Source organism: Delftia sp. GW456-R20 (assembly GCF_001622915.1).
GTDB classification, from domain to species: domain Bacteria; phylum Pseudomonadota; class Gammaproteobacteria; order Burkholderiales; family Burkholderiaceae_C; genus Comamonas; species Comamonas acidovorans.
In genome coordinates, this window is record NZ_LWCN01000004.1 from 3,958,135 (window position 1) to 3,982,883 (window position 24,749).

Genomic DNA, 24,749 nt, shown 5'->3' on the forward strand with positions numbered 1-24,749 from the left:
TCCCGGTTCACTGCGCGGCCACGGCCGGCGCCTTGGCCACCGCCGCCTGCCCGTCGCCGGGCGCAGGCTTGGGGCTGATGGGCATGCCGGGGTAGTAGATGCGCTGCAGGCCGCCGACCACCAGCCTGTCGCCCGCCGCCAGCCCCTTGTCCACCACGCGCCGGCCATCGACCATGCGGCCCAGCTCCAGGTCACGGCGCTCGGCCTTGTTGCCCTCGCCCACCACATAGACGTACTTGCGGTCCTGGTCGGTGAGCACGGCCTTGTCGTCGATCAGCAGCGTCTGCCGCTCGCCGCCCGCGCCCTGCGCGTCTTGCAGTTGCACGCGCGCGAACAGGCCCGGCGTCAGCAGGCGGTCGGGATTGGGCAGGCGGGCGCGCATGCGCACCGTGCCCGTGCCCGCGTTGAGCTGGTTGTCGGTGAAGTCCAGACTGCCCGCATGCGGAAAGCCTTCGTCGCCAGCCAGCCCCACACGCACGGGCCGCTGCACGCCGGGCCGCCCCTTGGTGTCCTTGGCGGCCTGCTGCTGCCGCAGGAAGCTGTGCTCGTCCGCATCGAAGTAGACATACACCGGGTCCTGCGAAACCACGGTGGTCAGCACGCTCTGGTCGGCCTGGGCCAGGTTGCCCACGGTGAGCAGGGCGCGGCCCGCGCGGCCGGAGACCGGCGCGCGCACCTCGGTGAAATCCAGGTTGAGCCGGGCTGCCGCCAGCGCGGCCTCGGCGGCGCGCACCTGGGCGGCGCTCTGGGCCAGGGCGCCGGCGCGCGTATCGGCCTCCTCGCGCGAGACGGCATGCTCGGCCACCAGCTGGCGGGCGCGCTGGTCCTGGGTGCGGGCCAGCGCGGCGCCTGCGCGCGTGCGCTCCAGCTCGGCCTCGGCGCTGGCCAGGGCGGCGCGGTAGGGCCGCTGGTCGATCACGAACAGCAGCTGGCCCTTCTTCACCTCCTGCCCCTCGCTGAAGGCAATGCGCTCGATATAGCCCGACACGCGCGGGCGCAGTTGGACCGACTCCACGGCATCGATGCGGCCGTTGAACTCGTCCCAGACACGCACGCTGGCCGGCACGACCTCGCTCACCAGCACCTCGGGCGCAGGCGGCGGGCCGTCGCTGGCGTGGGCATCGCCCACGGCCTGCGGGCGGCAGCCGGCAAGCAGGGCCAGCGCCGCCAGGGCGCCTCCGAACAGGGCACGCCGCAACGGCGGCGGTGGAAGAACGGGCATGGATCGACTCTCCTTGAGGGGGATGGGCAAGGCCCTGCTGCCGGGGCTGCGGCGGGGCCGGAAAAAGGGGCGGGACCGCAGGCTCTGGAGGCCTTCCAGGCGGTTGCTCACAATGGGTTGCATTCTTCAAGTTCAAGTGAACTTGAAGTCAAGATCCGCGCGCAAAGACACCACGAAAATTGAGGACGGTTTGCCGGGGACATCGCTGGCCGGATCGGACAAGCGCAGCGGCAATTGACCAGGAACGACCTGAAAAGACCTGGACAGGCGCGCACAGACGGACACACGCGCGTTGCCGCACCTGCAGGACGCCACCACTACACTGCAAGGCCATCTGACCCAGGGTGGCGGCCAGGTTTCACCAGGAACCGCCAGGTACCGCCAAAAGCCGCCGACTACTGCCGACGAACGCCGACACCCTCCATGGAAAAGCACTGGATGCCTGCCGCATGAATCTGCTTGCTCACGCCACACTGTCCCGGCCACAGGGACGCAACGAACGCATCAGCACCGTGAGGGTGCTGGCCCTGGAGATGCCGGGCGGCGACACCACGGCCACCGCCGCGCGCCATGTCGTGACCTTGCAGGTCACGCAATTGAAGGCCGGCGTCGTCGCGCAGGTCGATGACAGCACGCTCACCCCCTTGCCCCAGGCGCTGGAGCCTGCACGCCAGCGCGCGCTGGCCTACCTGCGCCAGCGCCTGGGCGCGGGCGATGTGCTGCAGTCCCATGAGGGCTTTGCGGAGCTGGATGCTGAAGCAGGCCCGGCGCCCTCCCCCGGCCCGGCCCCGGGACAGGCCACGGTGCCGCCCGGCCTGCCGGAGTCGGCCCTGCAGGCCGGCGCCATTTCCGCCCTGTGCAAACGCCTGGACGGCAGCGCCTGGCGGCTGATGCCCTCGGGCCAGCAGGCCCGGCTGGTGTGGCGGCTGGCCGAGTATGCGGACCCCGCGCGCAGCGGCGCCGCCCAGCGCCTGCTGCATGCCCAGGTTCCACGCCTGGTGGCGCTGCTGGGCACCGGGGACGATCTGCTCGACTACTGCCTGGCCTACCTCATCGGGCGCCTGGGCGATGGCGGCGCGGCGGTGGCCCTGCAGGCGCTCTCGCAACGCGGCACCAGCGAGGCCACGCGCGATCTGGCGCACCAGGCCTGGCTGGCCCTGCTGGAGCCGCAGGAACGCCAGGCGGCGCTGCAGGAGTACCAGGCGCAGTGGGCCGGGATTCCCCCGCAGGAAAACGGCCCGAAAGAGGACGGACCGCAGGCCGAACAGGCCTTCTTCCAGGCCCTTGGGCCACAGGCGCTGCTGGCGGCCGATGCGCTGGGCGCGCACGACGGCGCCGTCCACCAGCAGCTGCTGGCCTGGATGGAGCGCATCCCCTTCACGCGCGCATGGTGGCCGGCCCTGCGGCGCATCCACAAGCGTGCCGAGTGGCGGCGCGACCACGCCCTGCTGGCCGTGCTGCACGCGCGCTTCGATGGCCCGCGCGACGAGGGTGCCGTCTTCAGCCGCGACACCTCGCTGTACCTGCGCCTGCGCGGCTGGCGCCAGCTGCGGCGCATGGCCTCGGCCGACCACAGCGAAAGCGCCGCCCATGCCGCAGCCCTGCTCCAGGCCATGGACCGCTGCTGCGCGGGCCTGCCTGCCTCGCGCTCCGGCCGCCTGCCCGAATCGCGCTGGCTCATCGCCGCCCGGCTGCTGCTGCCGCGCTGGCCGCAACTGCATGCCTCGGCCCGCGCCCACACCTGGTACACCGACGAGCCGCTGGACCTGCAGCAGCTGCCCGCGCAGCGCGTGGAAGGACTTTCGGCCATGTGGGATGCCCACCCCGGGCAACTGCTGCAACTGGTGGGCCGTTCGCAGTCCACGCTGCTGCTGTGGTCGCTCACGCGCGCCCTGCAGGACCAGAAGGCCTTTCTGGACGGCCTCGATGCAGCGGCCACCGCGCCGCTGCTGCACAAAACCTATGCACCGGCGGCTGCGCTGGGCCTTCAGATCGCCCAGCAGCGCATGGTCTCGCTGACCGACGATGCGGCACGCCGGCCCTGGCTGCTGGCGCTTGCGCAATGCGGCGACGGGCCTGCCGCCAGCTACCTGGGCGCCTGGCTGTCGCGTGACCGCGCAGGCGCCGCGCGCGATGCCGAACTGGTGGCAGCCCTGCTGCTGTCACCGGCTGCCAGCTCGCGCACCCAGGGCCTGGCCCTGCTGTTTTATGCCGATGGTGCAGCCGTGGCCCTGGCCTTGCTGGCGGCGCTGCCCACACTGGACACCGAAAGCCCCGCGCTGGCCGATATCCGCGATGCCGTGCAGGCGCTGTTCGATGGCAACGGCCCGCTGGCTGCGCAGGCCGCCAGCGTCCCGGCCCCGCCGCTGCACCACCTGCTGGCGCACTCGGTGACGGCGCTGGTGGCGATGGCCACCGCCTGGCTGCTGGCGCATCCGCAGGGCCTGCGGACCCTGCCCCCGGCGGCGCTGCGCGGGCTGCTGGAATCCGAGGAACCTGCGCGCATGGCCTGCGGCATCCGGCTCATGGGCAGCCTGGCCGATGACCTGCTGTGCGAGCAGGCCGCCATGCTGGCCGAATTCGCCGTATCGCCGCATGCCGCCTTGCGCGCAGCGGCAGCGCCCCTGGTCGAGCGCCTGGCCGGCATACCCCTCTACAACACGCGCTGCAACGCCCAGATCGCCGAACGCCTGCACGAAGTGCTGTTCCGCGCGGAAAAGGCCGAAGGCGTGCACGACGCGGCGCTGCGGCTGCTCACCGGCCCGCTGGCCGCCGTGGCCCCGGCCCGCGATGCCTCGGGCATCTGGCGCGCCCTGCAGGCGCAGGCCAAGGGCGCACAGCGCTACGGCGCCTGGGGCCTGAAGGCGCTGGACCTGCAGGCCTACACGCTGCGCCAGTGGTCCACGCTGGCCCGGCATGCCGATGCCGACGTGCGCGCCTTGAGCCGCCAGAGCATCGATGCGCAGCTCACCCCCATGGACCGGACCCTGCCCGAGCAGGCCGAACAGCTGCTGCCGCTGGCCGACGCCCTGTTTGCCGACACGCAGCAGTACGCACGCGAGATGTTCGGCCAGCGGCTGCCGGACGGCGCCCTGTCGCCGCAGCTGCTGCTCGGCTGGGTCGATCACGCCCAGCCCTGGGTGCAGGCCCTGGGCCGCCAGCGGCTCGCGCAGCACATGAGCGCGCCCGAGGCCAGCCTCTTCCTCACGCGCCTGGCCCAGCACCCCGCCACCAGCGTGCAGCTGTTCGTCACGCAATGGCTGCTCGCCCTGCCCGACGAGCCCGCACCGCAGCGCGCGGCGCGCCTGCAGGAGCTGCAGCCCTACTTCCTGGCAGTGCTCAGCCAGGTGCACCGCGCGCGCGCCAGCAAGACGCGCGTGCTGCATTTCCTGCGCAGCCAGGTGCAGGCGCCCGAGACCGCCGCCGTGGTGGCGGCCATCTTTGCGCGGCAGGTGGTCAGCGCCAGCCATGCCGACCAGCCCGACTATGTGGCCGGGCTGCGCGACATCGTGCAGCGCCATCCCCAGCTGGCGCAAAGCTTCATGCAGCCCCTGGCGGCGGAGCGGCGCGGCCAGGCCCCGTCTTCAACCTGAGCGCCGCAACAAGGCACGGAGTCGATCGGACATGGAATTTCGCTATCAGTACTACGGCAGCACGCAGGTCAACGACACGGCGGCCGAGCAGGCCTTCTCCTTCGCGCCCGACCTGCTGCGCCCACCCACGCGCTTCGACGGCCTGCTCCGGCGCGACGGCCCGGCCTACCTGCAGGTGCGCGAAGGGCTGTCCGCGCTGCACAGCGTGGTGGTCAGCGACCTGCGCACGCGCGGCCGCGACAAGACGGCCTACCGCGAATGGCTGCAGGAGCACGAAGCGCAAATGCTGGCCACCTTCATGGCCGACACCGGCGGCGCCCAGGCGCGCGCCAAGGAAATCAGCGCCGAACTCAAGAACCTGCGCGAGACCCGCAACCAGGTGCTCTCCCCCTTCTACAAGGCCCAGCGCAAGTACTTCGACTGGCTGTTCGTGGCCAACCGCGATGCCTGGTATGTGCTGGACCCCGTGATCACCGTGCACCCGGACCGGCTGCTGTTCGAGGCCTTCAGCCAGGACGAATCGAGCTACTGCGCGGTCAGCATCCGGCACGAGGCCTTCGAGCATGCGGGCGAGCGCATCTGCGGCACGACCAACATCGATTACTCGGCCAGCCTCTACGAAGAATTCCAGAAGATCCGCAACTACCGGGACACGCGGCTGACGCTGGACCCGGCCGGCTTTGCCGTGCAGGTGGGCGGCGACCCCGCGCTGCGCGAGGAAAAGATCGACCTGCCCGACAGCTGGCTGCGCGGCTTCGTGCAGGTCTCCAGCGCCATGGCCCTGCCTGCCACCGTGCTGGAACTGCACCCCATGGACCTGTTCAACATCTGCGCGCGGCTGCGTGCCCGGCGCGAGCGCCACGGCCCGCGCGCGCTGCGCTTCGAGCTGGCGCCGGGACAGCCGCCCGCCGTGGTGTTCGAGCCCTGGGAGGAGCGCCTGGCCACCCGGCGCTCGCACGTCGTCAGCGATGCCATGGGCACGGGCGGCGGCACCATCCGCCTGTGGGGGCGCCGCCGCCTGCTCACGCTGGAGCGGCTGATCTCCCAGGCCACGCGCGTGCGCGTGCACCTGCTGGGCAGCGGCATGCCCAGCTTCTGGGTGATCGAGCTGGGCCTGGTCACGGTCACGCTGGGCCTGTCGGGCTGGAGCGCCAACGACTGGGCCGCCAGCGCACGCTTTCACCTGATGGCGCCGCAGGCCGAGGTCACGCCCGCCCAGGTCGAGGCCGTGGGCCGGCAGCTGCAGTCGTGCTGGCAGGCCGGCGCGCAGGATCTGGCCCAGGCCACGGGCCTGTCCCCGGCCCAGGTGCACACGGCCATGACACGCTGGATGCAGGCCGGGCGCGCGGTCTACGACCTGGACGCCGGGCGCTACGCCTGGCGCGAGCTGCTGCGCGAGCCGCTGACGGCGCAGCAATTGCAGCCCGCCAACCCCGAGGAGGACAAGGCGCTGGCCCTGGTGCGCGGCAAGGCCATTGCCCCGCCGCGCATCGACCGCAAGGACGGGTTCAGCCGCATCACCGGCCAGATCCCGCGCGCCGACGGCAAGCGCCTGTTCGACACCCAGCTCGAACTCGATGCCGACGAACGCTTGACCGATGCGCGCTGCAGCTGCAACCACTACCAGCAGTACCGGCTGCGCCAGGGGCCCTGCGAGCACATGATTGCGCTGCGCCTGGTGGCGCAGCCCCAGCTCGATGCCGCCCGCCAGCCGACCGGCCCGCAGATGAAGGCCGCAGGACAAGGAGAAATCGCGTGAACCGCTTCAATTGCTCTACACTGCCACGCGGAGCGACGCGCAGGCTCTTGCAATCCGGGTGGTGTTTCGCCACCCTTGTGAACTGCCGTTTCATGCACCACGGGCGCCGTTTTCACTGTGCCACCCCAGCGACGGTATGCGTTTTCCTGAGTGGCTTGCCACAAGCGAAACACGCATACCGTCGCGGGGTGGCGTCGAGCGAACAGCTCCCGTCCCGTGAGCCCTGCGGGCTCTTCGACGAGAAGCGCGTCGCTCCATTTCTTTGCCCACCGCACAGCGGCCGGGCCCGCCTTGCCGGGGTGGCCGCATGAGCCAGCCGCAACCCACACGCGCCGAGATCTACGAGCGCATCAAGGCATCGAGCAAACAGGAAGTCATCCTCGACGAGATGCAGCGCCTGGGCTTCTGGCCCAAGGGCGAGGGACAGCCGCAGCTGGCCGCCGCCCACATCCAGCGCGAAGGCGAGCTGCAGCGCGAGCTGGCCGAGCTGCGCCAGCAGATCGCCGTGCGCCAGAACCCCGAGCGCGCATTGCGCCAGATGCGCAAGGAGCGCATGCAAAAGGCGCTGGCCCAGCGCGAGGAAACCAAACGCCGCCAGGCCCAGGAGCGCCACGACAAGGCGCTGGCCTGGCATGCGAAGCGGGCCACGCACGTGGGCTATCTGGGCCCCGGCGTCTCCGCTGCCCTGCAGGGGCCGCAGGCCGGTGAGGCACCGCCTGCTGCCGGGGAACGCCGGCAGGCCGACCCGCAAAGGCTGGCCCGGCATGGCCTGCCGGAACTTGCCGATGCGGCGCAGCTGGCCGATGCCATGGGCATCACCGTGGCCGAGCTGCGTTTCCTGGGCTTCCACCGCGAGGTGGCCCGCACCCACCACTACCACTCGTTCACCCTGCCCAAGAAGACCGGCGGCGAGCGGCTGATCTCCGCGCCCATGCCGCGCCTCAAGCGCGCGCAGTACTGGGTGCTGGACAACATCCTCGCCAAGGTGCCCGCGCACGATGCCGCGCACGGCTTCCTGGCCGGCCGGTCCATCGTGAGCAATGCCGCGCCGCATGCAGGCCACGACGTGGTCATCAACCTGGACGTGAAGGACTTCTTTCCCAGCATTGCCTTCGGCCGCATCAAGGGCGTGTTCCGGCATCTGGGCTATGGCGAGGCCATGGCCACCCTCCTGGCCCTGCTGTGCAGTGAAAACCGCGCCCAGGCCTGGCAGGTGGATGGCGAGAAGCTCTTCGTCGGCGGCAAGGCGCGCGAGCGCGTGCTGCCCCAGGGCGCACCCACCAGCCCCATGCTCACCAACCTGCTGTGCCGCCGCCTGGACCGCCGCCTGCTGGGCTTGGCCAGGCAGCTGGGCTTTGTGTACACGCGCTATGCGGACGACCTGACCTTCTCCGCCTCGGGCGAGGCCGCGCGCGACAACGTGGGCCAGCTGCTGGGCCGCGTGCGCTGGATACTGCGCGACGAAGGCTTCACGCCCCACCCCGACAAGGAGCGCGTGATGCGCAAGGGCCGCCGCCAGGAGGTCACGGGGCTGGTGGTGAACGCGGACAAGCCCGGCGTATCGCGCGAGACGCGCAGGCGCCTGCGCGCCGCCCTGCACCGCGCCACGCAGGCCAGCGCCGGCAAGCCGGCGCACTGGCAGGGGCAGGCAGCCCAGCCCTCGCAATTGCTGGGACTGGCGCAGTTCGTGTACCAGGTCGACCCCGTGCAGGGCGGCCCGCTGCTGGGCCAGGCCCGCCAGCTCACACGCAGCCCCATCGACCGCGCCAACGATGCCCTGCTGCAGGCCAGCCGGCAGGACCGCGCGGCGGCGCGTGCGCAGCCGCCCGCAAGCGCACAGTTCCGGCGTCTGGCCTCCAGCGGGCAGGCGCCTGCGCTGGCCAGCGGCAAGACCTGGTGGCAGCCGGCCGAGCCGGCGGCACCCGTGATCGAGAAGACCGACCAGCAGCGGCGCGAACAGCGGCTGCAGGAGCGCGAGGCCGCACGCGCCCAGGCAGCTGCGGCCGCCCGGCCCGCCGTGGACACGCCGCAGCAGCAGCCCGCACAGGCGCCGGGCCCCGATGCACAGGCCCCCGGCCCATCGCCGATGCCCGGCCTGCTGACCTACTGGGCGCAGATCGTGATCTGCTTCTTGCTGGGCACGGTGTTTCAGGCGCGCCTGATCACGCTGATCGGCATCGTGCTGGTCCTGCTCCTGCGCTACCGGCGCATACGGCGCTGGGATGTCTTTGCCGCTGCGATGGTGGTGGCCGTGCTGCTGGGCCTGGGGTTGCGGCTGTCGTGATGTTCGCGGGGCAGCAGGCCTCAGAGGCCTGCGCCGCCGCCCGCCACGGGTGCGCTGCGCAGCGCCAGGAAGCGGCGCGGCGAGGTGCCCACCGCCTTGCGGAACATGGTCACGAAGGCGGGTGCGCTCTCGTAGCCCAGGGCATCTGCCACGGTCTGTATGCGCAGCCCCTCGGACAGCTTTTGCAGTGCGGTGAGCACATGCAGCTGGCGGCGCCACTGGTTGACCGTAAGCCCGGTCTCGGCCAGGAACAGCCGCGTCATGCTGCGCTCGCTCATGCCGATGCGCTGGGCCCAGTCGGCCAGCCGTGCCTGCAGCTGCGGCTGCTCGCACAGGGCGTTGGTCATGCGGCGCAGGCGCCGGTCGTGCGGCAGGGGCAGGTGCAGTCCTTCGGGCTGCGCCGCCTGGATCTCGTCGAGCAGCACCTGCATGAGCCGGCCATCGCCGCTGTCGGGCTCGTAGTCCTGCGGCAGGCCCTGCACGCGGTCCAGCAGCGCACTGAGAAAGGGCGAGACGGCCAGCGCATGGCAAGGTCCGGGCACGGGGCGCACGGCCCCTGCCTCGACAAAGACCACGTAGCCGCTGGCCGCACCGCTGCAGCTGACGCGGTGCAGCGTGCCGCCCGGAATCCAGGCGGCGCTGCGCGGCGGCACCACGCAGACGCCCGCATCGGTCTCCAGCGTGATCAGCCCCGCATGGGTGACCATGAGCTGGCTCTTGCGGTGGGCATGGAAGTTCATCCCCCAGTCGCCGGGGCCCGACCGCATGGGCAGGACGATCACGGGACGGTCCACATGGTCGGGGTCCCACCTCTCGGGCAGGACTTTGAGCAGGGCGGAATCCACGGCATTCATGGTGTTTCTCTCAGTTCATGTCAATCGGTCATCAATCGGACCCGAGCAGCTCCCGTGCACGCTGCTGCGCCTCCTCGGGGGAGGCCACCAGCAGCATGGGATAGCCCCAGGCCTTGCCGAACATCTGTGCGAAGGCCTCGGCCTCGGCGCGCTTGTGCGCATCGGGCTCGGCATGGACCAGGGCGCGCACCAGGCTTTTGAGCTCGGTGCGGCGGGCCTTCATCCACAGCACGACCTGCTTGCGCTCCTCGGGCGAGCGCTCCTCCTGGGACATGTCGCCGTCGCTGAAGAAGACAAAGGCCTGGCCGCGGGCCAGCAGGGCCGAGAAGTCCTCCAGCAAGCGGTCCACGGGCACGGCCTTGTCGCGCTCGTAGCCCATGCGGACCAGGGGAAAGCTGCTGCTGTCGATGTACATGGAAACCTCCGGCCGATGCCATTCAATACAAATGAGACCCATTACTGTATGAATGAACGGCAGCTGCGTCATTGCAGCACTCAGCCAAAGAATTTCGCAGTCCGGCCAGGACGCTCGCATGGGCGGTACAGACCCGGTTGCCCTGTTCCTGCGCTTTCGCTCAGAATGGCCGCATTCTTCGAGTTCAAGTGAACTTGAAGTCAAGCCACGAAGGAAAGCCACCATGAAAACCGAGGATGATCCGCTGCTCAGCATCGGCGACGTGGCGCAGCGCAGCGGGGTCAAGGCCTCGGCGCTGCGCTTTTACGAGTCGCTGAACCTGATCGAGTCCGTGCGCAGCGCCAGCGGCCACCGGCGCTACCACCGCTCGTCGCTGCGACGCATCGCTTTCGTGGTGTTCGCCCAGCGCATAGGCTTCACGCTGGAGGAGATCGCCGAGCAGCTGGCCAAGCTGCCCAGCCGCCATGTCCCCACGGGCGGGGACTGGCAGAAGATGTCGAGGGTCTGGAAGCAGCGGCTGGACGACCGCATAGGCGAGCTGCAGCGGCTCAGCGAGAGCCTGGACCAGTGCATTGGCTGCGGTTGCCTGTCGCTGCGCCACTGCGTGCTGCACAACCCCGGCGACCTGTGCGCACAGAACGGCCCGGGGCCGCGCCGCTGGCTGGGCGACCCGCCGCCCGTGGCCATGGGCGGGCCCTGCCCGGGCCACTGCCACGACGAAGGCTGATCAGGACACGCGCCGTGTCGTGACGAAGTCCAGCACCGCCTGCAGCATGCGCTGCAGCGTGGGCTGGATCTGTTCGGCGCGCTCGGGCAGGTAGTCGAAGGGCAGCGCTTCCTGCATGTAGCTGCACTGCGTCATCTCCAGCTGCACGGCGTGGATGCCGGCCTCGGGCTGGCCGTAGTGGCGCGTGATGTAGCCGCCCGTGAAGCGGCCGTTGAGTATGGCGGTGTGGCCCGGCGCGGTCTGCGCAATGGCCAGCAGATGCTCGGCCAGCTCCAGCGCGCAGCTCGTGCCCTTGCCGGTTCCCAGGTTCAGGTCGGGCAGCTTGCCTTCGAAGAAACGCGGCAGCACCGAGCGGATGGAGTGCGCGTCCCACAGCGCCACGGTGCCGTGCACGGCCTTGAGGCGGTCCAGTTCGGCGCGCAGCTGTGCGTGGTACGGGCCCCAGATGGCTTCGCGGCGTGCGGCGATCTCGGCGTCCGCGGGCACATCGGCCGGGTCGGCGTACAGCGGCGTGTCGTCGAAGGTGTCCACGGGGCACAGGCCGGTGACGCTCTGGCCCGGGTAGAGGCTGGCGCCATCGGGCGGACGGTTCAGGTCCACCACATAGCGCGAATGCGTGGCCACCAGGATGGAGGCGCCCATGGCCTTGGCGAACTCGTACAGGCGCGGCAGGTGCCAGTCGGTGTCGGGCACATGGCGGGCTTCCTCGGTCAGGCGCGCGGCGATGTCGGGCGGCACATGGGTGCCCGCATGCGGCATGGAGATCAGCAGCGGCGCCGTGCCCTGGTGGAAGACGAAGGGAGGGGGAGCGGTATCGGTCATGGTGTGATTCTGGAACGTTTCTGGCGGATTTTGCGGGCCCATGGCATGCGGGTGCCTCAGGATTGCAGGGTGGCCGTGCGTGCCGCGACAAAGCCGCGGGCCGCCGCCTCGTGCAGCGCATGCCGTCCAGCCTGCACGCGGCGCTCGCCGCCCACCCACAGGCTGTGCAGCGCGCTGCTGCGGTGGCTGCCGAAGACATGGGCCGAGACCATGGCCTGCACCGGCAGGCCGGCCAGTGCCACATGGCCTGCGTCCAGCGCCAGGAAGTCGGCCTGCTGGCCCACGGCCAGCCCGGCCACGGGGCGGCCTGCGGCCTGGGCACCGCCCTGCACGGCGGCGGTCCACAGCGCGGTGCCCACCTGCGGGTCGGGGCCTGCCAGCACATTGCGCTGGCGCAGCGACAGGCGCTGGCTGTATTCGAGCATCAGCAGTTCCTCGGCAGCGTTGACGCAGGCATGGCTGTCCGAGCCCACGCCCCAGGCGCCGCCGTGGCCCAGCCATTGCGGCATGTCGAAGATGCCATCGCCCAGGTTGGCCTCGGTAGTGGGGCAGATGCCGGCCACGGCGCCGCTGCGCGCGGCGCCCGCGTATTCACCGGGCGTCATGTGGGTGGCGTGGACCAGGCACCAGCGCGCGTCCACGGGGGCATGCCCCAGCAGCCATTGCACGGGGCGCTGGCCGCTCCAGGCCAGGCAGTCGTCCACCTCCTGGGTCTGCTCGGCAATGTGGATGTGGATGGGCGCGCGCGCGTCCAGCGCCGTCAGGCCCTCCACCGCCGCGCGCAGGCTGTCGGGCGGCACGGCGCGCAGCGAGTGCGGCGCCAGGCCCAGGGCCGCGCCCTGGGCACGGGCCTCGGGCAGCAGGCGCTGCAGCAGGGCCAGCATGTTGTCGGTGCTGCGGATGAAGCGCGCCTGGTCGGCGCGCGGCGGCTTGCCGCCGAAGCCGCTGGTCTGGTAGAGCACGGGCAGCAGGGTGATACCCATGCCGGCCTTGCGCGCGGCGCGCAGCAGGGCCAGGGACAGCGTGGCGTCGTCGGCATAGGGCCGGCCATCCCGGTCGTGGTGCACGTAGTGGAATTCGCAGACCGAGGTGTAGCCGGCCTCCAGCATCTCCACGTACAGCCAGGTGGCGATGGCCTCCAGCGACTCGGGCGTGATGCGCGCGGCAAAGCGGTACATGAGGTCGCGCCAGCTCCAGAAGCTGTCCTGGGCCTCGGCGCGGTATTCGGTCAGGCCTGCAAAGGCGCGCTGGAAGGCATGCGAGTGCAGGTTGGGCATGCCGGGCAGCACGGGGCCGGGCGCGCGCGGCGCGTTGCCGGGCGGGGCGTCGGCCTGTACGGCCTGCAGGCTTCCTGCGCCATCCCAGCGCAGCAGCACATTGCGCGCCCAGCCCGTGGGCAGCAGCGCGTGCTCGGCGAACAGCGTGCGGCTATCGGAAGTCTGGTCGATGCCGCTCATTGCCCGGCCTCCAGGATGTCGGCCAGCGCGCGCACGAAGCGCGCGTTGTCGGCCTCCGTGCCCACGGAGACGCGGATGAAGTGCTCGAAGCCCGGCTCCTTCCAGGGCTTGGTGATGATGCCCCGGGCCAGCAGCGCCTCGTTCACGGGGCCGTTGGGACGGCCGATGTCGATGAACAGGAAGTTGGCGGCCAAAGGCGCCATCCGAAGTGCGGGCAGTGCAGGCAGGGCGGCCAGCCGCTGCGCCAGCACATCGCGCAGGCGCACGGTCTCGGCCACGCCGCGCTGCATGAAGCCCTCGTCGCCCCAGGCCGCCAGCGCCGCCGCCTGGGCGGCCTGGTTGACGTTGAAAGGCGTGCGCACGCGGTCCAGCAGTTGCACCAGGGCCGCGTCGCTGGCCAGGCCGTAGCCCACGCGCAGGCCCGCCAGGCCCCAGGCCTTGGAGAAGGTGCGCAGCACGATCCAGGGCATGGCGCGGCCGCGCAGCAGGGCCAGCACGTCGGGGTAGCCGTCGGCGTGCAGGGCGTACTCGTAGTAGGCCTCGTCCACCACCAGCAGGGTCTGCGGTGGCGTGGCGTCCAGCAGGCGCGCGAAATCGCCGGCACTGAACATGCAGCCCACGGGATTGGAGGGATTGGCCAGCATGGCGATCTTGGGGCCGCGCGCCAGCGCCTGGCACCAGGCATCGACATCGAAGTCCAGCGCGGGCGTCAGCTCCAGCAGCTCGACGCGGGCGCCCATCATGCGCGGGTAGATCTCGTGCAGGCCGAAGGCCGGGCGCTGGGTGAGCACGCGGTCGCCGGGCGAGAGAAAGGCCTGGCAGAGCATCTGCAGGATGTCCTCGGAACCGTTGCCCACGGCAATGGCCTCGGCCGGCACGCCGGTGCGCGCCGCGATGGCCGCGCGCAGCGCCGTGCATTGCGCATCGGGATAGGTGCCCACATGCAGGGCCAGGTCGGCAAGGGCGCGGGCCACGGCAGGGCTGGCGCCAAAGGGGTTCTCGTTGCTCGCCAGCCGCGCGATCTCGGTGACGCCGTAGCGCGCCCGCACGGCCTCGGAGGACAGGCCTGCGTTGTACGGCGGCAGCGGCGGCACTTCGGGGCGTGCCAGGGTGTGGATCGCGTGGATGGCGGGAGCGTTCATAGGTCGAATACCTTGCCGGGGTTGAACAGATGCAGGGGGTCCAGCGCCTGCTTGATGGCGCGCATCACGGCCAGTTCGGCCGGCGTGCGGCTGGCGCCGAGATAGGGCTTCTTGTGCAGGCCGATGCCGTGCTCGGCCGAGACGCTGCCGCCGAACTCGCCGACCAGGTGGTACAGCGCGGCCTCGACGCCTTCGCAGTCGCCGTTGGCGGTGGCACCGTCCACCGAGACATGCAGGTTGCCGTCGCCCACATGGCCGAAGAACAGCGAGTGGTGGCCGGGCCAGCGCGCGTCGAACGCGGCGCGGCAGGCATCGGCGAAGCGGCCGATGTCGGCCTGGGGCAGGCTGACGTCGAAGTTGACGGGCGGATGCATGTTCGTGTTGAGCTCGGCCGGCGCCTCGCGCAGCTTCCACAGCTGGCGCGCCTGTGCCACGGACTGGGCGATGACGGCATCGGCCACCTCGCCGGCCTCCATGGCCTCGCCCAGGGCCTCTTCCACGTCGGCGCGCAGCGTGGCCTCGTCCTTGCCGTCCACATCGATCAGGGCCAGCAGCGCATGCGCCTGGCCAAACGGCGGCTGCAGCTTCTGCCAGCGGATGGAGGCCTGGATGAAGCTGTCCCACATCAGCTCGAAGGCCGCCACGCCGTTGCCAAAGCGCGATTGCATGCGCGCGAGCACGGACAGCGCAGCATCGAAGTCCGGCACGGCCACCAGGGCCGTGGCGCGGGCCTGGGGCGCGGGACGCAGGCGCAGCAGCACGCGCGTGATGATGCCCAGCGTGCCCTCCGAGCCGATGAAGAACTGCTTGAGGTCGTAGCCCGTGTTGTTCTTGAGCATGGGGCGCAGCATGGGCAGCACCGTGCCGTCGGCCAGCACCACCTCCAGGCCCAGCACCTGCTCGCGCATCATGCCGTGCTGCAGCACGCCGTTGCCGCCCGCATTGGTGGCCACGTTGCCGCCGATCTGGCAGCTGCCGCGTGCGCCCAGGTCCACGCCGAAGACCATGCCTGCGGCCACGGCCGCCTCCTGCACGGCCTGCAGCGTGGCGCCGGCCTGCACGGTCATCAGCGCGGTGCGCGCGTTCACGTCCTCGATGGCGTTCATGCGCTCCATGGAGACGGCCACGGCACCCGCCACGGGCACGGCCGCGCCGGCCAGGCCCGTGAGCCCGCCCTGGGGCACGACAGGCACGCGGTGGGCCGTGCACAGGCGCATGAGCGCGCTGACCTCGTCGGTGCTGCGCGGGCGCACCAGGGCCAGCGGGCGCTGGGGCGGCGTGCCGCTCCAGTCGGTGTGGTAGCGCGCGGGCACATCGTCGCCGCGCTGCGCCACTTCGGCGCCCAGGGTGGAAATCAATTCATCGAGAAACAGTGCATGGGACATGAGCAGGCTTTCAGTGGCTCCCCTGCCTGCGGGTCCGCACGATGCGGCCCTGGCGCACGATGGTGCAGTCAGGCTTGCTGCCGAACCAGTAGGCCAGCTCGGCCGCATGGCGCACGGGCCAGAGCACGAAGTGGGCGGGACGGCCGGCCGCGATCAGGCCATGCTCGTCCTGCAGGCCCAGGGCGCGCGCGGCATGGCGGGTGATGCCCGCCAGGGCCTCGGGCACGGTGAGCCGGAACAGGGTGCAGGCCATGTTGGCCATGAGCAAAAGGCTCAGGCAGGGGGAGGTGCCCGGATTGTGATCGGTAGAGACGGCCATGGGAACGCCCGCGGCGCGCAGTCCTGCGATGGGCGGCATGTGGGTGTCCCGCAGCGTGTAGTAGGCGCCGGGCAGCAGCACGGCCACGGAACCCGCGCCGCGCATGGCGGTGATGCCGGATTCGGACAGGTGCTCGATGTGGTCGCACGACAGCGCGCCATAGCGGGCCGCGAGGGCCGCCCCCTCCATGTTCGACAGCTGCTCGGCATGCAGCTTGACGGGCAGGCCCAGGCGGCGTGCGGCCTGGAAGACCTGCTCGGTCTCGGCCAGCGAGAAGGCGATGCGCTCGCAGAACACATCGACCGCATCGACCAGGCCCTCGGCCGCCAGCGCGGGCAGCATGGTGCCGGCGACCAGGTCGATGTAGTCCTGGCTGCGCCCTGCGTACTCGGGCGGCAGCGCATGCGCGCCCAGGAAGGTGGTGCGCACGGTCACGCCCAGGGCCTGGCCCAGGCGCCGGGCCACGCGCAGCTGCTTGCGCTCGTGCTCCAGCGCCAGGCCGTAGCCCGACTTGATCTCGATGGCGCAGACGCCCTCGTCCAGCAGCTGCTGCAGGCGCGGCAGGGCCTGGGCGAACAGTTCGTCCTCGCTGGCCTCGCGCGTGGCACGCACGCTGGAGACGATGCCGCCGCCGGCGCGTGCCACTTCCTCGTAGCTGGCGCCGTCCAGGCGCATGGCGAATTCGTTGGCGCGCTCGCCGCCATAGACCAGGTGGGTGTGGCAATCGACCAGGCCCGGCGTGGCCAGCATGCCCTGGCCGTCATGGCGCGGCAGGGACGCATATGCGGGCGGCAGGGCCTGCTGCGGCCCCACCCAGGCCACGCGGCCCTGCTGCACCACGATGCAGGCATCCTCCCCGTCACCCACGGCCTGGCCGGCCTCGAACATGTCAGGCGCCAGGCGCAGGTTCTGCCAGCAGCCGTCGGCCGAAGAGGATGGAGCGAGTGCGGAAGCGGATGCAGAAGCAGGTGCAGAAGCGGGTGCGTGGGGCTCGGTCATGGAGGTGATTCCTTGGATGTCGTGGGTCGTCAGCAGGCCTGCAGCAGCACCTGCACCAGCCGCGCGTCGTCGGTCTGCGGCACCAGATGCTGCGGGTCGGGCTGCTGCGCGCTCCACCACAGGCCCTGGCCGGGGATGAGCGCAGCGCCATCCGCCTGCCAGTTGCCCTGCAGCACCATGCACAGGCCGGCGTCGGCGCGGCCGGCGTCGGCAGCGCTGTCCAGCACCTGAACCTGCGCCCGCCACCGGCCGCGCCGCGCCATCACGTTGAAGTCGGTGGAAGTGCCGCCCAGCAGCGAGCAGCCCAGCGCCACATCGCCGGAGAAGGCAAACGGCTGCCAGCGCGCGTCCAGCACATGGTCGATGCCTTCGCCGCGCAGGTGCACGCCGTCGCCATCGAGCAGCATGATCTGCCGGTCCACGCCCGCAAAGGCCGAGAACGGGCCGGGCTGGTCGATGGTGGCCACGCTGATGCGCCAGCCGAAAGCCTCCATGCCCGCCCCGGGCGGCCAGCAGGCGATCTCGCGCGTGCTGCCGCCCCCGTTCTTCCAGGGGCTGGCGGCGATCTGGTTCAGGTCGAAACGCTGCATTGCCGTGGTGTCCTGCCAGCGGCTCACTTGACCATGGGCAGGTTCAGCTGATGGCGCTTGGCCGCAGCCACGGCAATGTCGTAGCCAGCATCCGCATGGCGCATGACGCCGGTGGCCGGATCGTTCCAGAGCACGCGGCCCAGGCGGGCGGCGGCCTCGTCCGTGCCATCGGCCACGATGACCACGCCCGCATGCTGGGAGTAGCCCATGCCCACGCCGCCGCCGTGGTGCAGGCTGACCCAGGTGGCGCCGCCTGCGGTGTTGAGCAGGGCGTTGAGCAGCGGCCAGTCGCTGACGGCGTCCGTGCCGTCCTTCATGGATTCGGTCTCGCGATTGGGGCTGGCCACGGAGCCGCAGTCCAGGTGGTCGCGGCCGATCACGATGGGGGCCTTGAGTTCGCCGTTCTTCACCATCTCGTTGAAGGCCAGGGCCGCCTTGTGGCGCTCGCCCAGGCCCAGCCAGCAGATGCGCGCGGGCAGGCCCTGGAAGCTGATGCGCTCGCGCGCCATGTCCAGCCAGCGGTGGGTGTGCTTGTTGTCGGGGAACAGTTCCTTGATCTTGGCGTCGGTCTTGTAGATGTCCTCGGGGTCGCCTGACAGGGCCACCCAGCGGAACGGGCCCTTGCCCTCGCAGAACAGCGGCCGGATGTAGGCGGGCACGAAGCCGGGGAAGTCGAAGGCGTTCTTCACGCCCTGGTCCAGGGCCACCTGGCGGATGTTGTTGCCGTAGTCCACCGTGGGAATGCCCATGGCCTGGAAGTCCAGCATGGCCTGCACATGCTGGGCGCAGCCCTGGGCGGCGGCGGCCTTGAGCTGGGCATGGCGCGACGGGTCGGCGGCGGCGGCACGCCACTCGTCCACGGTCCAGCCCACGGGCAGGTAGCCGTTGATCAGGTCATGGGCCGAGGTCTGGTCGGTCACGATGTCGGGGCGGGCGCCGCCGGCCTTTGCGCGGCGTACCAGCTCGGGCAGGATTTCGGCGGCATTGCCCAGCAGGCCGATGGAGATGGCCTCGCCCGCAGCCGTGTGCTGGGCGATGAGCTCCAGCGCGTGGTCGATGTCGCGCGCCTGCTTGTCCAGGTAGCGCGTGCGCAGGCGGAAGTCGATGCTGCTTTGCTGGCATTCGATGGCCAGCACGCAGGCGCCGGCCAGCACGCCGGCCAGGGGCTGGGCACCGCCCATGCCGCCCAGGCCCGCCGTGAGGATCCACTTGCCCGTGAGGTCGTTGTTGTAGTGCTGGCGGCCAGCCTCGACGAAGGTCTCGAACGTGCCCTGCACGATGCCCTGGGCGCCGATGTAGATCCAGCTGCCGGCCGTCATCTGGCCGTACATGAACAGGCCCTTCTGGTCGAGCTCGTTGAAGTGCTCCCAGTTGGCCCACTGGGGCACGAGGTTGGAGTTGGCCAGCAGCACGCGCGGTGCGTTCTCGTGCGTCTTGAACACGCCCACGGGCTTGCCCGACTGGATCAGCAGCGACTCGTCGGCCTCCAGCTTCTTGAGCGACTCCAGGATCTGGTCATAGCACTCCCAGTTGCGCGCCGCGCGGCCGATGCCGCCGTAGACCACCAGGGCCTTGGGGTTCTCGGCCACGTCGGGGTCCAGGTTGTTCTGCAGCATGCGGTAGGCGGCCTCGGCCAGCCAGTTCTTGCAGTGCAGTTCGCTGCCGCGCGGGGCGCGGATGACGCGGCTGGCGTCATAGCGGGGATTGGTGGCAGCCGTGGCAGCGTTGGCGTTGAGGATGGCGTCGTTGGCGTTCATGGCGATCTCCTGGATGCGGGGGGTGAGCGGTTGCGGGGTTCAGGCAGCCTGGTGGCTGGGCAGGTGGCGGACGATGGCCTGGGGCCAGTCCGTGGCAAGCGCCCACTGGCGCATGGCTTCGATGTCGGGTGCCAGGTAGCGGTCACGGTCCAGGTGCGGAACCTGGCTGCGGATCAGCGCGTACTGCGCCTCGATCAGCTCGGAGCTGTTCAGGCTGCGGTCGAAGTCCATGCCCTGGGCGGCGGCCATGGCTTCCACGCCCACGATGACGGCGGTGTTGCGCGCCATCTCGCCCAGGCGCCGCGCGCCATAGGTGGCCATGGAGACATGGTCTTCCTGGTTGGCCGAGGTGGGCAGGCTGGTGACGCTGCTGGGATGGGCCAGGCACTGGTTCTCGGCAGCCAGGGCGGCGGCCGTGACCTGGGCGATCATGAAGCCCGAGTTCACGCCGCTGTCGGCGATCAGGAAGGCCGGCAGGCCCGACAGGCCGGTGTCCAGCAGCAGGGCCATGCGGCGCTCGGAGATGGCGCCGATCTCGGCCAGGGCCAGGGCGATGATGTCGGCCGCGAAGGCCACGGGCTCGGCGTGGAAGTTGCCGCCCGAGATCACGTCGCCGTTGTCGAAGACCAGCGGGTTGTCCGAGGCGGCGTTGGCCTCGATCACCAGCACGCGGGCCGCATGGCTGAGGTTGTCCAGGCAGGCGCCCATGACCTGGGGCACGCAGCGGATGGAGTACGGGTCCTGCACGCGGCCGCAATGGGGGTGGGAGGTGTCGATGGCGCTGCCGTCCAGCAGCTCGCGCACGGCGGTGGCCACGGCGATCTGGCCAAGCTGGCCGCGCGCCTCGTGGATGCGGGCGTCAAACGGCTTGACCGAGCCCTTGATGGCCTCCAGCGTCAGGCAGCCCGCCACCAGGCCGGCCGCGAACACGCTCTCGCCCTGGAAGAGGCCCACCAGGGCCAGCGCCGTGGACACCTGCGTGCCGTTGAGCAGGGCCAGCCCTTCCTTGGGGCCGAGCACGAAGGGCTCCAGGCCCACGTGGCGCATGGCCTCGGTGCCGGACACCACCTGTCCATCGATCTTGGCCTGGCCTTCGCCGATCAGCACGCAGGCCAGGTGCGACAGCGGCGCCAGGTCGCCCGAGGCGCCCACCGAGCCCTTGGCGGGAATCACGGGCAGCACGTCGGCGTTGGCCAGGGCCAGCAGCGCATCGACCAGCTCGGGGCGCACGCCCGAGTGGCCGCGCGCCAGGCTCACGGCCTTGGTGGCCAGCACCAGGCGCACCACGGCGTCAGGCAGCGGATCGCCCGTGCCCACGCTGTGCGACAGCACCAGGTTGCGCTGCAGCTCTGCCAGGCGGTCATGGGCGATCTTGGTGGAGGCCAGCTTGCCGAAGCCGGTGTTGATGCCATAGACGACCTGGTCCTCATCCACGATGTGCTGCACATGGGCCTGGGCGGCGCGCATGCGCTCGTAGGCGGACGCCGCCATGGACAGGCGCACGCCGCCCTGCTGGATGGCCCGCAGCTGGGCCAGGCTGACCTGGCCGGGCTGCAGCGTCAGCGCGGTGCCGGGACGGGAGGTGAGGCCGGGAGTCGTGATGGTGTTCATGGTGATGCCCTGTCGGTGTCTGGGAGGGTGTGCCGGGATGGATGTCTATGCCTGTCTATACAATATCAATCGAAGCGGAACAGCGCAAGAGCGGGAACCCCGCCTTTCAGGCCTCAGCCGTCGTGCGATCCGCCGTCGGTGCGAAAGCGGCTGCCCAGCCGGTAGCGCATGCCCGGATGCACGCAGTGCACCCAGGTCACGGGCGTGCCCAGGTACCAGGTGCGGCGCGTCAGCGTCAGGCAGGGCTGGTCGGCGTCCATCTGCAGCCAGCGCGCCTGCTCGGGCGTGGGCAGCATGGCGTCCACCACATGCTCGATCTGGTCGAAGGGCACGTTGCGCACCAGATACACCGAAGGCTGGATCAGCGAGAAGTCCTGCTCCATGAAGTCCGGCGCCATGCGCGGGTTCACATGGCGGTCTTCCAGCTGCACGGGCACGTCGTTCTCGAAATGCACGCCCTGCAGGTGGAACACCGAGCTGCCCGCAGACAGCTGCAGCGAAGCTGCCGCCTCGGGCGAGGCCGACTCTCGGCGCACGCTGATCAGCTCGAAGCGGTGGTCATGGCCGCGCTGGCGGATTTCCTCGGCGATGTTGGCGATGCGCAGCAGCGTGGACTGCGGCTTTTCCTCGGCCACGAAGGAGCCCACGCCGGCCACGCGCACGATCACGCCCTGCTCGGCCAGCTCGCGCAGCGCGCGGTTGGCCGTCATGCGGGCCACGCCGAACTCCTGCACCAGCTCCTGCTCGGACGGCACGCGCTCGCCGGCCGACAGCGAGCCATCGGCGATCTTGCGCAGCACATGGTCCTTGACCTGCTGGTACAGGGCCATGGGCACCTCCGCCGTCGTTGCGGAAAGTCGGGAAGCCGTGGAACGCGAAGACATGGTGTGGGCAGTGGTCATGGAAAAGCGTCAGTGTGCAGCAGCGGCCAGCGACTCTGCGCGAATCTCTTCGGTCAGCCGGGCTTTCAGCTCCATGAACTCGGGCGAGGTCTTGACCGTGTAGTGGCGCGGATGCGGCAGGTTCACGGGAATATCGGCCTTGATGCGGCCCGGCCGCGCGCTGAACACGGCCACGCGGTTGGCCATGAAGATGGCCTCATCGATGTCGTGGGTGACGAACATCACGGTCTTGCGCTCGGCCTCCCAGATGCCCAGCAGCAGCTCCTGCATGAGCACGCGGGTCTGGTTGTCGAGGGCGCCGAAGGGCTCGTCCATGAGCAGGATCTTGGGATCATTGGCCAGCGCGCGCGCAATGGCCGTGCGCTGCTGCATGCCGCCCGACAGCTGCTTGGGAAAGTGGTTCTCGAAGCCGCGCAGCCCCACCTTGGCGATGAAGTAGTCGCTGCGCTCCTTTTGCAGCGCCTCGCTCACACCCTTCTCGCGCAGGCCGAAGCGGATGTTCTGCGCCACCGTCAGCCAGGGGAACAGCGTGTAGCTCTGGAACACCATGCCCCGGTCGGCGCCCGGCCCGTCCACGGCGCGGCCGTCCAGCAGCACCTGGCCCGTGGTCGGGAAATCCAGCCCCGCCGCAATGCGCAGCATGGTGGACTTGCCGCAGCCCGAGGGGCCGAGGATGGTGACGAAGTCGTTCTCGCGGACCTCGAAATCCACAGGCAGCAGGGCCTGCGTGCTCGTGCCCTTGTGGCTGGTGAAGGTGCGCGAAACACCTTGAATAGACAAAAGATTCATCACGATTCTCCAGGGCGCTTGTCAATATTCACGGCGGCTGCAACCGGCGCGACTCACCTCAGAGACACCGAGGAAGGGCCGCCCCGCACCGAGGGTGTCGTCCCCCTTCAAGGGGGAAGCGGCGCAGCCGCTCAGGGGGTAGATCCTTTTCACAGGGTGCTCCACTCGAACATGCGACGGTTCAGAGATTTGAAGATGAAATCGGAAACCAGGCCGATGAGGCCGATCACGATGATGCCGAAGATGATCTGGCCCGTGTTCAGCAGCGCCTGGCTGTCGGTGATCATGTGGCCGATGCCCGAGGACGAGCCGATCAGCTCGGCCACGATCACATAGGTCCAGGCCCAGCCCAGCACCAGGCGCAGCGTCTCGGCAATGCCGGGCGCGGCGCCCGGGATCAGCACGCGGCGCACCACGCCGGTGTTGGAGGCGCCCAGCGTGTAGGCGGCCTCCACCAGGTCCTTGCGCGCGCCGCCCACGGTGACGGCCACCATCAGCGTGATCTGGAACACCGAGCCGATGAAGATGACCAGCAGCTTCTGCGTCTCGCCCACGCCGGCCCACAGGATCAGCAGCGGGATGAAGGCCGAGGCCGGCAGGTAGCGGCAGAACGACACGAAGGGCTCGAAGAAGGCCTCGACCGGCTTCCAGGCGCCCATGGCGATGCCCAGGGGCACGGCCACGACCGAGGCCAGGATGAAGCCGCCCATCACGCGCCATACCGTCATGCCGATGTCGTGCAGGAAGCCGTACTCGGTGAACAGCAGCACGCCCTCGCGCGCCATGGTCATGGGGCTGGCCAGGAAGGTCGGGGAGACGAAGCCGCCCAGCGTCACAGCCGCCCAGACGAGAAAGAACAGCACGAAGAAGGCCACACCCAGCACCCACTTGGCCGTGGGGCTGACGGGCTCCAGCGGCGCCATGCGGCGGCGGCGGACGGGGGCTGGCGCCGCGGCGGGCGCGGGAGCGTGCGGTGTGGCGTGGGTCATGGGCTTGTTAGCCGGCTGGACTGCGGAAGTGGATGCGGCTTGCATGGTCATCCCCTGGCGGGCTTACTGGATGAAGCTGGCGTCGTACATCACGCCATAGTTCTCGGGGATGGAGCGGATGATGCCGGCCTCCTTGAGGATCACGGCCGACTCCTTCATGAAGGGCACCAGCTCGTTGGCGAAGAATTTCTGGTTGGCTTCCTTGTCGGACCACTTCAGGTAGGAGGCCGACTTGCCGAACTGCTCGCCCCCCTGCTTGACGGCCGCGCCCATGATCTCGAAGGACTTGGTCTTGTCGGCCTCGATCATGGCCACCGCATCGAAATACGACTGGGCCAGCGCCTTGGCGGCGGCCGCGTTGGCCTTGAGCCACTTGGGATCGCAGCCCACCGTGTCCATGACCATGGGGTAGTCGATGGTGGTGGCCAGGATCTTGCCCGCGGCCGGATTGGCGCGGATGGTGGACAGGTAGGGCTCGTAGCTCATGGCCGCATCGTTCTGGCCGGCCACGAAGGCCTGGGCCGCGGGCTGGGGCTCCAGCGAGACGGTCTTCACATCCTTCATGGTCATGCCGTTCTTGTGCAGCATCCAGGCCAGGCCGAAGTACGGCGCCGTGCCCGGCGCGCTCACGGCCACCGTCTTGCCCTTGAGGTCGGCGAAGCCCTTGACGTCATTGCGCACGGCGATGCCGTCGGCGCCATAGGACTTGTCCATCTGGAAGATCTGCACGATGGGCACGCCGTTCGTGTTCCAGGCCACATGCGTCTCGATGGTGGTGGCCGCGCACTGGATGGCGCCCGAGGCCAGGGCCAGGTGGCGGTCCTTCTGCGGAATCATCTTCAGGTCCACCGCCAGGCCGTTCTTCTTGAAGATGCCGGCCTTGTCGGCCAGGGTCAGCGGCGCGAAGCCGGTCCAGCCCGACATGCCCAGGGTGATCTTGGTCTCCTGCGCGGCAGCGGGCTGCAGTGCGGCTGCAAGGCAGAGGGCGGCGGCCAGCGGCCCCAGGGGCAGGCGGCGGAACGTGGGGATCGAACTCATGTGGCACTCCTCGGTCGGGAAAGCAAGTTGGCGATGGCAGTTTCGGGGTCCGCAGGCAGACCAGTGCGGGTGCCCGAAGTGTGTTTTTGCCGACC

The 24,749-nt window shown here is 70.2% G+C and carries 19 protein-coding genes; 4 read left to right on the forward strand and 15 right to left on the reverse strand.

The genetic code is table 11. The features are described 5' to 3' along the window. Positions 1 to 7: 7 nt before the first annotated feature. Positions 8 to 1,222, reverse strand: a complete 1,215-nt coding sequence (locus tag A4F85_RS23060; protein WP_063327799.1) for an efflux RND transporter periplasmic adaptor subunit — start codon at positions 1,220 to 1,222, stop codon at positions 8 to 10. Positions 1,223 to 1,671: 449 nt separating this feature from the next. Between A4F85_RS23060 and A4F85_RS23065 the strand changes: the two genes are divergently transcribed. From A4F85_RS23065 to A4F85_RS23075, 3 genes are all read left to right on the forward strand, one after another. Then, positions 1,672 to 4,815: a hypothetical protein gene (locus tag A4F85_RS23065; protein ID WP_063327800.1), complete on the forward strand. Its 3,144-nt coding sequence runs from the start codon at positions 1,672 to 1,674 to the stop codon at positions 4,813 to 4,815. 31 nt (positions 4,816 to 4,846) lie between these two features. Then, a complete protein-coding gene (locus tag A4F85_RS23070; RefSeq protein WP_063327801.1) occupies positions 4,847 to 6,574 on the forward strand; it encodes an SWIM zinc finger family protein in 1,728 nt (575 codons plus the stop codon). Between the two features lie 307 nt (positions 6,575 to 6,881). Then, a complete protein-coding gene (locus A4F85_RS23075; RefSeq protein ID WP_063327802.1) occupies positions 6,882 to 8,858 on the forward strand; it encodes a reverse transcriptase family protein in 1,977 nt (658 codons plus the stop codon). A 20-nt stretch (positions 8,859 to 8,878) separates the two neighbouring features. Here A4F85_RS23075 and A4F85_RS23080 read toward each other — a convergent pair whose 3' ends face one another. Next, positions 8,879 to 9,712 carry a helix-turn-helix domain-containing protein gene (locus A4F85_RS23080; protein ID WP_012202098.1) on the reverse strand — a complete coding sequence of 278 codons (834 nt, stop codon included), beginning with the start codon at positions 9,710 to 9,712 and terminating at the stop codon, positions 8,879 to 8,881. 31 nt (positions 9,713 to 9,743) lie between these two features. Beyond that, complete coding sequence (locus tag A4F85_RS23085) at positions 9,744 to 10,127, reverse strand: hypothetical protein (RefSeq protein WP_063327803.1); 384 nt, start codon at positions 10,125 to 10,127, stop codon at positions 9,744 to 9,746. Between the two features lie 223 nt (positions 10,128 to 10,350). Here A4F85_RS23085 and soxR point away from each other — a divergent pair, with 223 nt between their 5' ends. Further along, the gene (soxR, locus tag A4F85_RS23090) at positions 10,351 to 10,854 is read left to right on the forward strand and encodes a redox-sensitive transcriptional activator SoxR (RefSeq protein ID WP_012202096.1); all 504 of its coding nucleotides are present in this window, start codon (positions 10,351 to 10,353) and stop codon (positions 10,852 to 10,854) included. Here soxR and hutG read toward each other — a convergent pair whose 3' ends face one another. From hutG to A4F85_RS23150, 12 genes are all read right to left on the reverse strand, one after another. Further along, entirely contained in the window at positions 10,855 to 11,718 is an 864-nt protein-coding gene (hutG, locus tag A4F85_RS23095; RefSeq protein ID WP_051941033.1) for an N-formylglutamate deformylase, read from the reverse strand. A 14-nt stretch (positions 11,719 to 11,732) separates the two neighbouring features. Continuing rightward, positions 11,733 to 13,133, reverse strand: a complete 1,401-nt coding sequence (locus tag A4F85_RS23100) for a formimidoylglutamate deiminase (protein ID WP_063327804.1) — start codon at positions 13,131 to 13,133, stop codon at positions 11,733 to 11,735. After that, positions 13,130 to 14,275: a histidinol-phosphate transaminase gene (locus A4F85_RS23105; protein WP_063327805.1), complete on the reverse strand. Its 1,146-nt coding sequence runs from the start codon at positions 14,273 to 14,275 to the stop codon at positions 13,130 to 13,132. The genes A4F85_RS23100 and A4F85_RS23105 overlap by 4 nt, the downstream gene beginning before the upstream one ends. Continuing rightward, a complete protein-coding gene (locus tag A4F85_RS23110; protein ID WP_063327806.1) occupies positions 14,272 to 15,660 on the reverse strand; it encodes an FAD-binding oxidoreductase in 1,389 nt (462 codons plus the stop codon). The genes A4F85_RS23105 and A4F85_RS23110 overlap by 4 nt, the downstream gene beginning before the upstream one ends. Positions 15,661 to 15,670: 10 nt before the next feature. After that, complete coding sequence (gene hutI / locus A4F85_RS23115; RefSeq protein ID WP_063327807.1) at positions 15,671 to 16,978, reverse strand: imidazolonepropionase; 1,308 nt, start codon at positions 16,976 to 16,978, stop codon at positions 15,671 to 15,673. 29 nt (positions 16,979 to 17,007) lie between these two features. After that, entirely contained in the window at positions 17,008 to 17,568 is a 561-nt protein-coding gene (locus A4F85_RS23120) for a HutD/Ves family protein (RefSeq protein WP_063328066.1), read from the reverse strand. Between the two features lie 23 nt (positions 17,569 to 17,591). Further along, positions 17,592 to 19,325: a urocanate hydratase gene (gene hutU, locus A4F85_RS23125; RefSeq protein WP_016447381.1), complete on the reverse strand. Its 1,734-nt coding sequence runs from the start codon at positions 19,323 to 19,325 to the stop codon at positions 17,592 to 17,594. A 39-nt stretch (positions 19,326 to 19,364) separates the two neighbouring features. Further along, a complete protein-coding gene (gene hutH, locus A4F85_RS23130) occupies positions 19,365 to 20,936 on the reverse strand; it encodes a histidine ammonia-lyase (protein ID WP_063327808.1) in 1,572 nt (523 codons plus the stop codon). 113 nt (positions 20,937 to 21,049) lie between these two features. Beyond that, the gene (gene hutC, locus A4F85_RS23135) at positions 21,050 to 21,820 is read right to left on the reverse strand and encodes a histidine utilization repressor (protein ID WP_049801468.1); all 771 of its coding nucleotides are present in this window, start codon (positions 21,818 to 21,820) and stop codon (positions 21,050 to 21,052) included. A gap of 27 nt (positions 21,821 to 21,847) precedes the next feature. Next, on the reverse strand, positions 21,848 to 22,627 hold the full coding sequence (locus A4F85_RS23140) for an ABC transporter ATP-binding protein (protein WP_012202086.1): 780 nt from the start codon (positions 22,625 to 22,627) through the stop codon (positions 21,848 to 21,850). A 149-nt stretch (positions 22,628 to 22,776) separates the two neighbouring features. Then, positions 22,777 to 23,661 carry an ABC transporter permease gene (locus A4F85_RS23145; protein ID WP_016447378.1) on the reverse strand — a complete coding sequence of 295 codons (885 nt, stop codon included), beginning with the start codon at positions 23,659 to 23,661 and terminating at the stop codon, positions 22,777 to 22,779. An 18-nt stretch (positions 23,662 to 23,679) separates the two neighbouring features. Beyond that, complete coding sequence (locus A4F85_RS23150; protein WP_012202084.1) at positions 23,680 to 24,654, reverse strand: ABC transporter substrate-binding protein; 975 nt, start codon at positions 24,652 to 24,654, stop codon at positions 23,680 to 23,682. Positions 24,655 to 24,749 lie beyond the last annotated feature (95 nt).

Coding starts and splice junctions, on each gene's coding strand:
- A4F85_RS23070 (WP_063327801.1), top strand. CDS start 4,847: ATGGAATTTCGCTATCAGTACTACGGCAGCACGCAGGTCAACGACACG.
- hutH (WP_063327808.1), bottom strand. CDS start 20,936: ATGAACACCATCACGACTCCCGGCCTCACCTCCCGTCCCGGCACCGCG.
- A4F85_RS23065 (WP_063327800.1), top strand. CDS start 1,672: ATGAATCTGCTTGCTCACGCCACACTGTCCCGGCCACAGGGACGCAAC.
- A4F85_RS23085 (WP_063327803.1), bottom strand. CDS start 10,127: ATGTACATCGACAGCAGCAGCTTTCCCCTGGTCCGCATGGGCTACGAG.
- A4F85_RS23105 (WP_063327805.1), bottom strand. CDS start 14,275: ATGAACGCTCCCGCCATCCACGCGATCCACACCCTGGCACGCCCCGAA.
- A4F85_RS23100 (WP_063327804.1), bottom strand. CDS start 13,133: ATGAGCGGCATCGACCAGACTTCCGATAGCCGCACGCTGTTCGCCGAG.
- hutU (WP_016447381.1), bottom strand. CDS start 19,325: ATGAACGCCAACGACGCCATCCTCAACGCCAACGCTGCCACGGCTGCC.
- A4F85_RS23140 (WP_012202086.1), bottom strand. CDS start 22,627: ATGAATCTTTTGTCTATTCAAGGTGTTTCGCGCACCTTCACCAGCCAC.
- soxR (WP_012202096.1), top strand. CDS start 10,351: ATGAAAACCGAGGATGATCCGCTGCTCAGCATCGGCGACGTGGCGCAG.
- A4F85_RS23080 (WP_012202098.1), bottom strand. CDS start 9,712: ATGAATGCCGTGGATTCCGCCCTGCTCAAAGTCCTGCCCGAGAGGTGG.
- hutC (WP_049801468.1), bottom strand. CDS start 21,820: ATGTCTTCGCGTTCCACGGCTTCCCGACTTTCCGCAACGACGGCGGAG.
- A4F85_RS23145 (WP_016447378.1), bottom strand. CDS start 23,661: ATGCAAGCCGCATCCACTTCCGCAGTCCAGCCGGCTAACAAGCCCATG.
- A4F85_RS23110 (WP_063327806.1), bottom strand. CDS start 15,660: ATGTCCCATGCACTGTTTCTCGATGAATTGATTTCCACCCTGGGCGCC.
- A4F85_RS23150 (WP_012202084.1), bottom strand. CDS start 24,654: ATGAGTTCGATCCCCACGTTCCGCCGCCTGCCCCTGGGGCCGCTGGCC.
- hutG (WP_051941033.1), bottom strand. CDS start 11,718: ATGGGCCCGCAAAATCCGCCAGAAACGTTCCAGAATCACACCATGACC.
- hutI (WP_063327807.1), bottom strand. CDS start 16,978: ATGACCGAGCCCCACGCACCCGCTTCTGCACCTGCTTCTGCATCCGCT.
- A4F85_RS23075 (WP_063327802.1), top strand. CDS start 6,882: ATGAGCCAGCCGCAACCCACACGCGCCGAGATCTACGAGCGCATCAAG.
- A4F85_RS23060 (WP_063327799.1), bottom strand. CDS start 1,222: ATGCCCGTTCTTCCACCGCCGCCGTTGCGGCGTGCCCTGTTCGGAGGC.
- A4F85_RS23120 (WP_063328066.1), bottom strand. CDS start 17,568: ATGCAGCGTTTCGACCTGAACCAGATCGCCGCCAGCCCCTGGAAGAAC.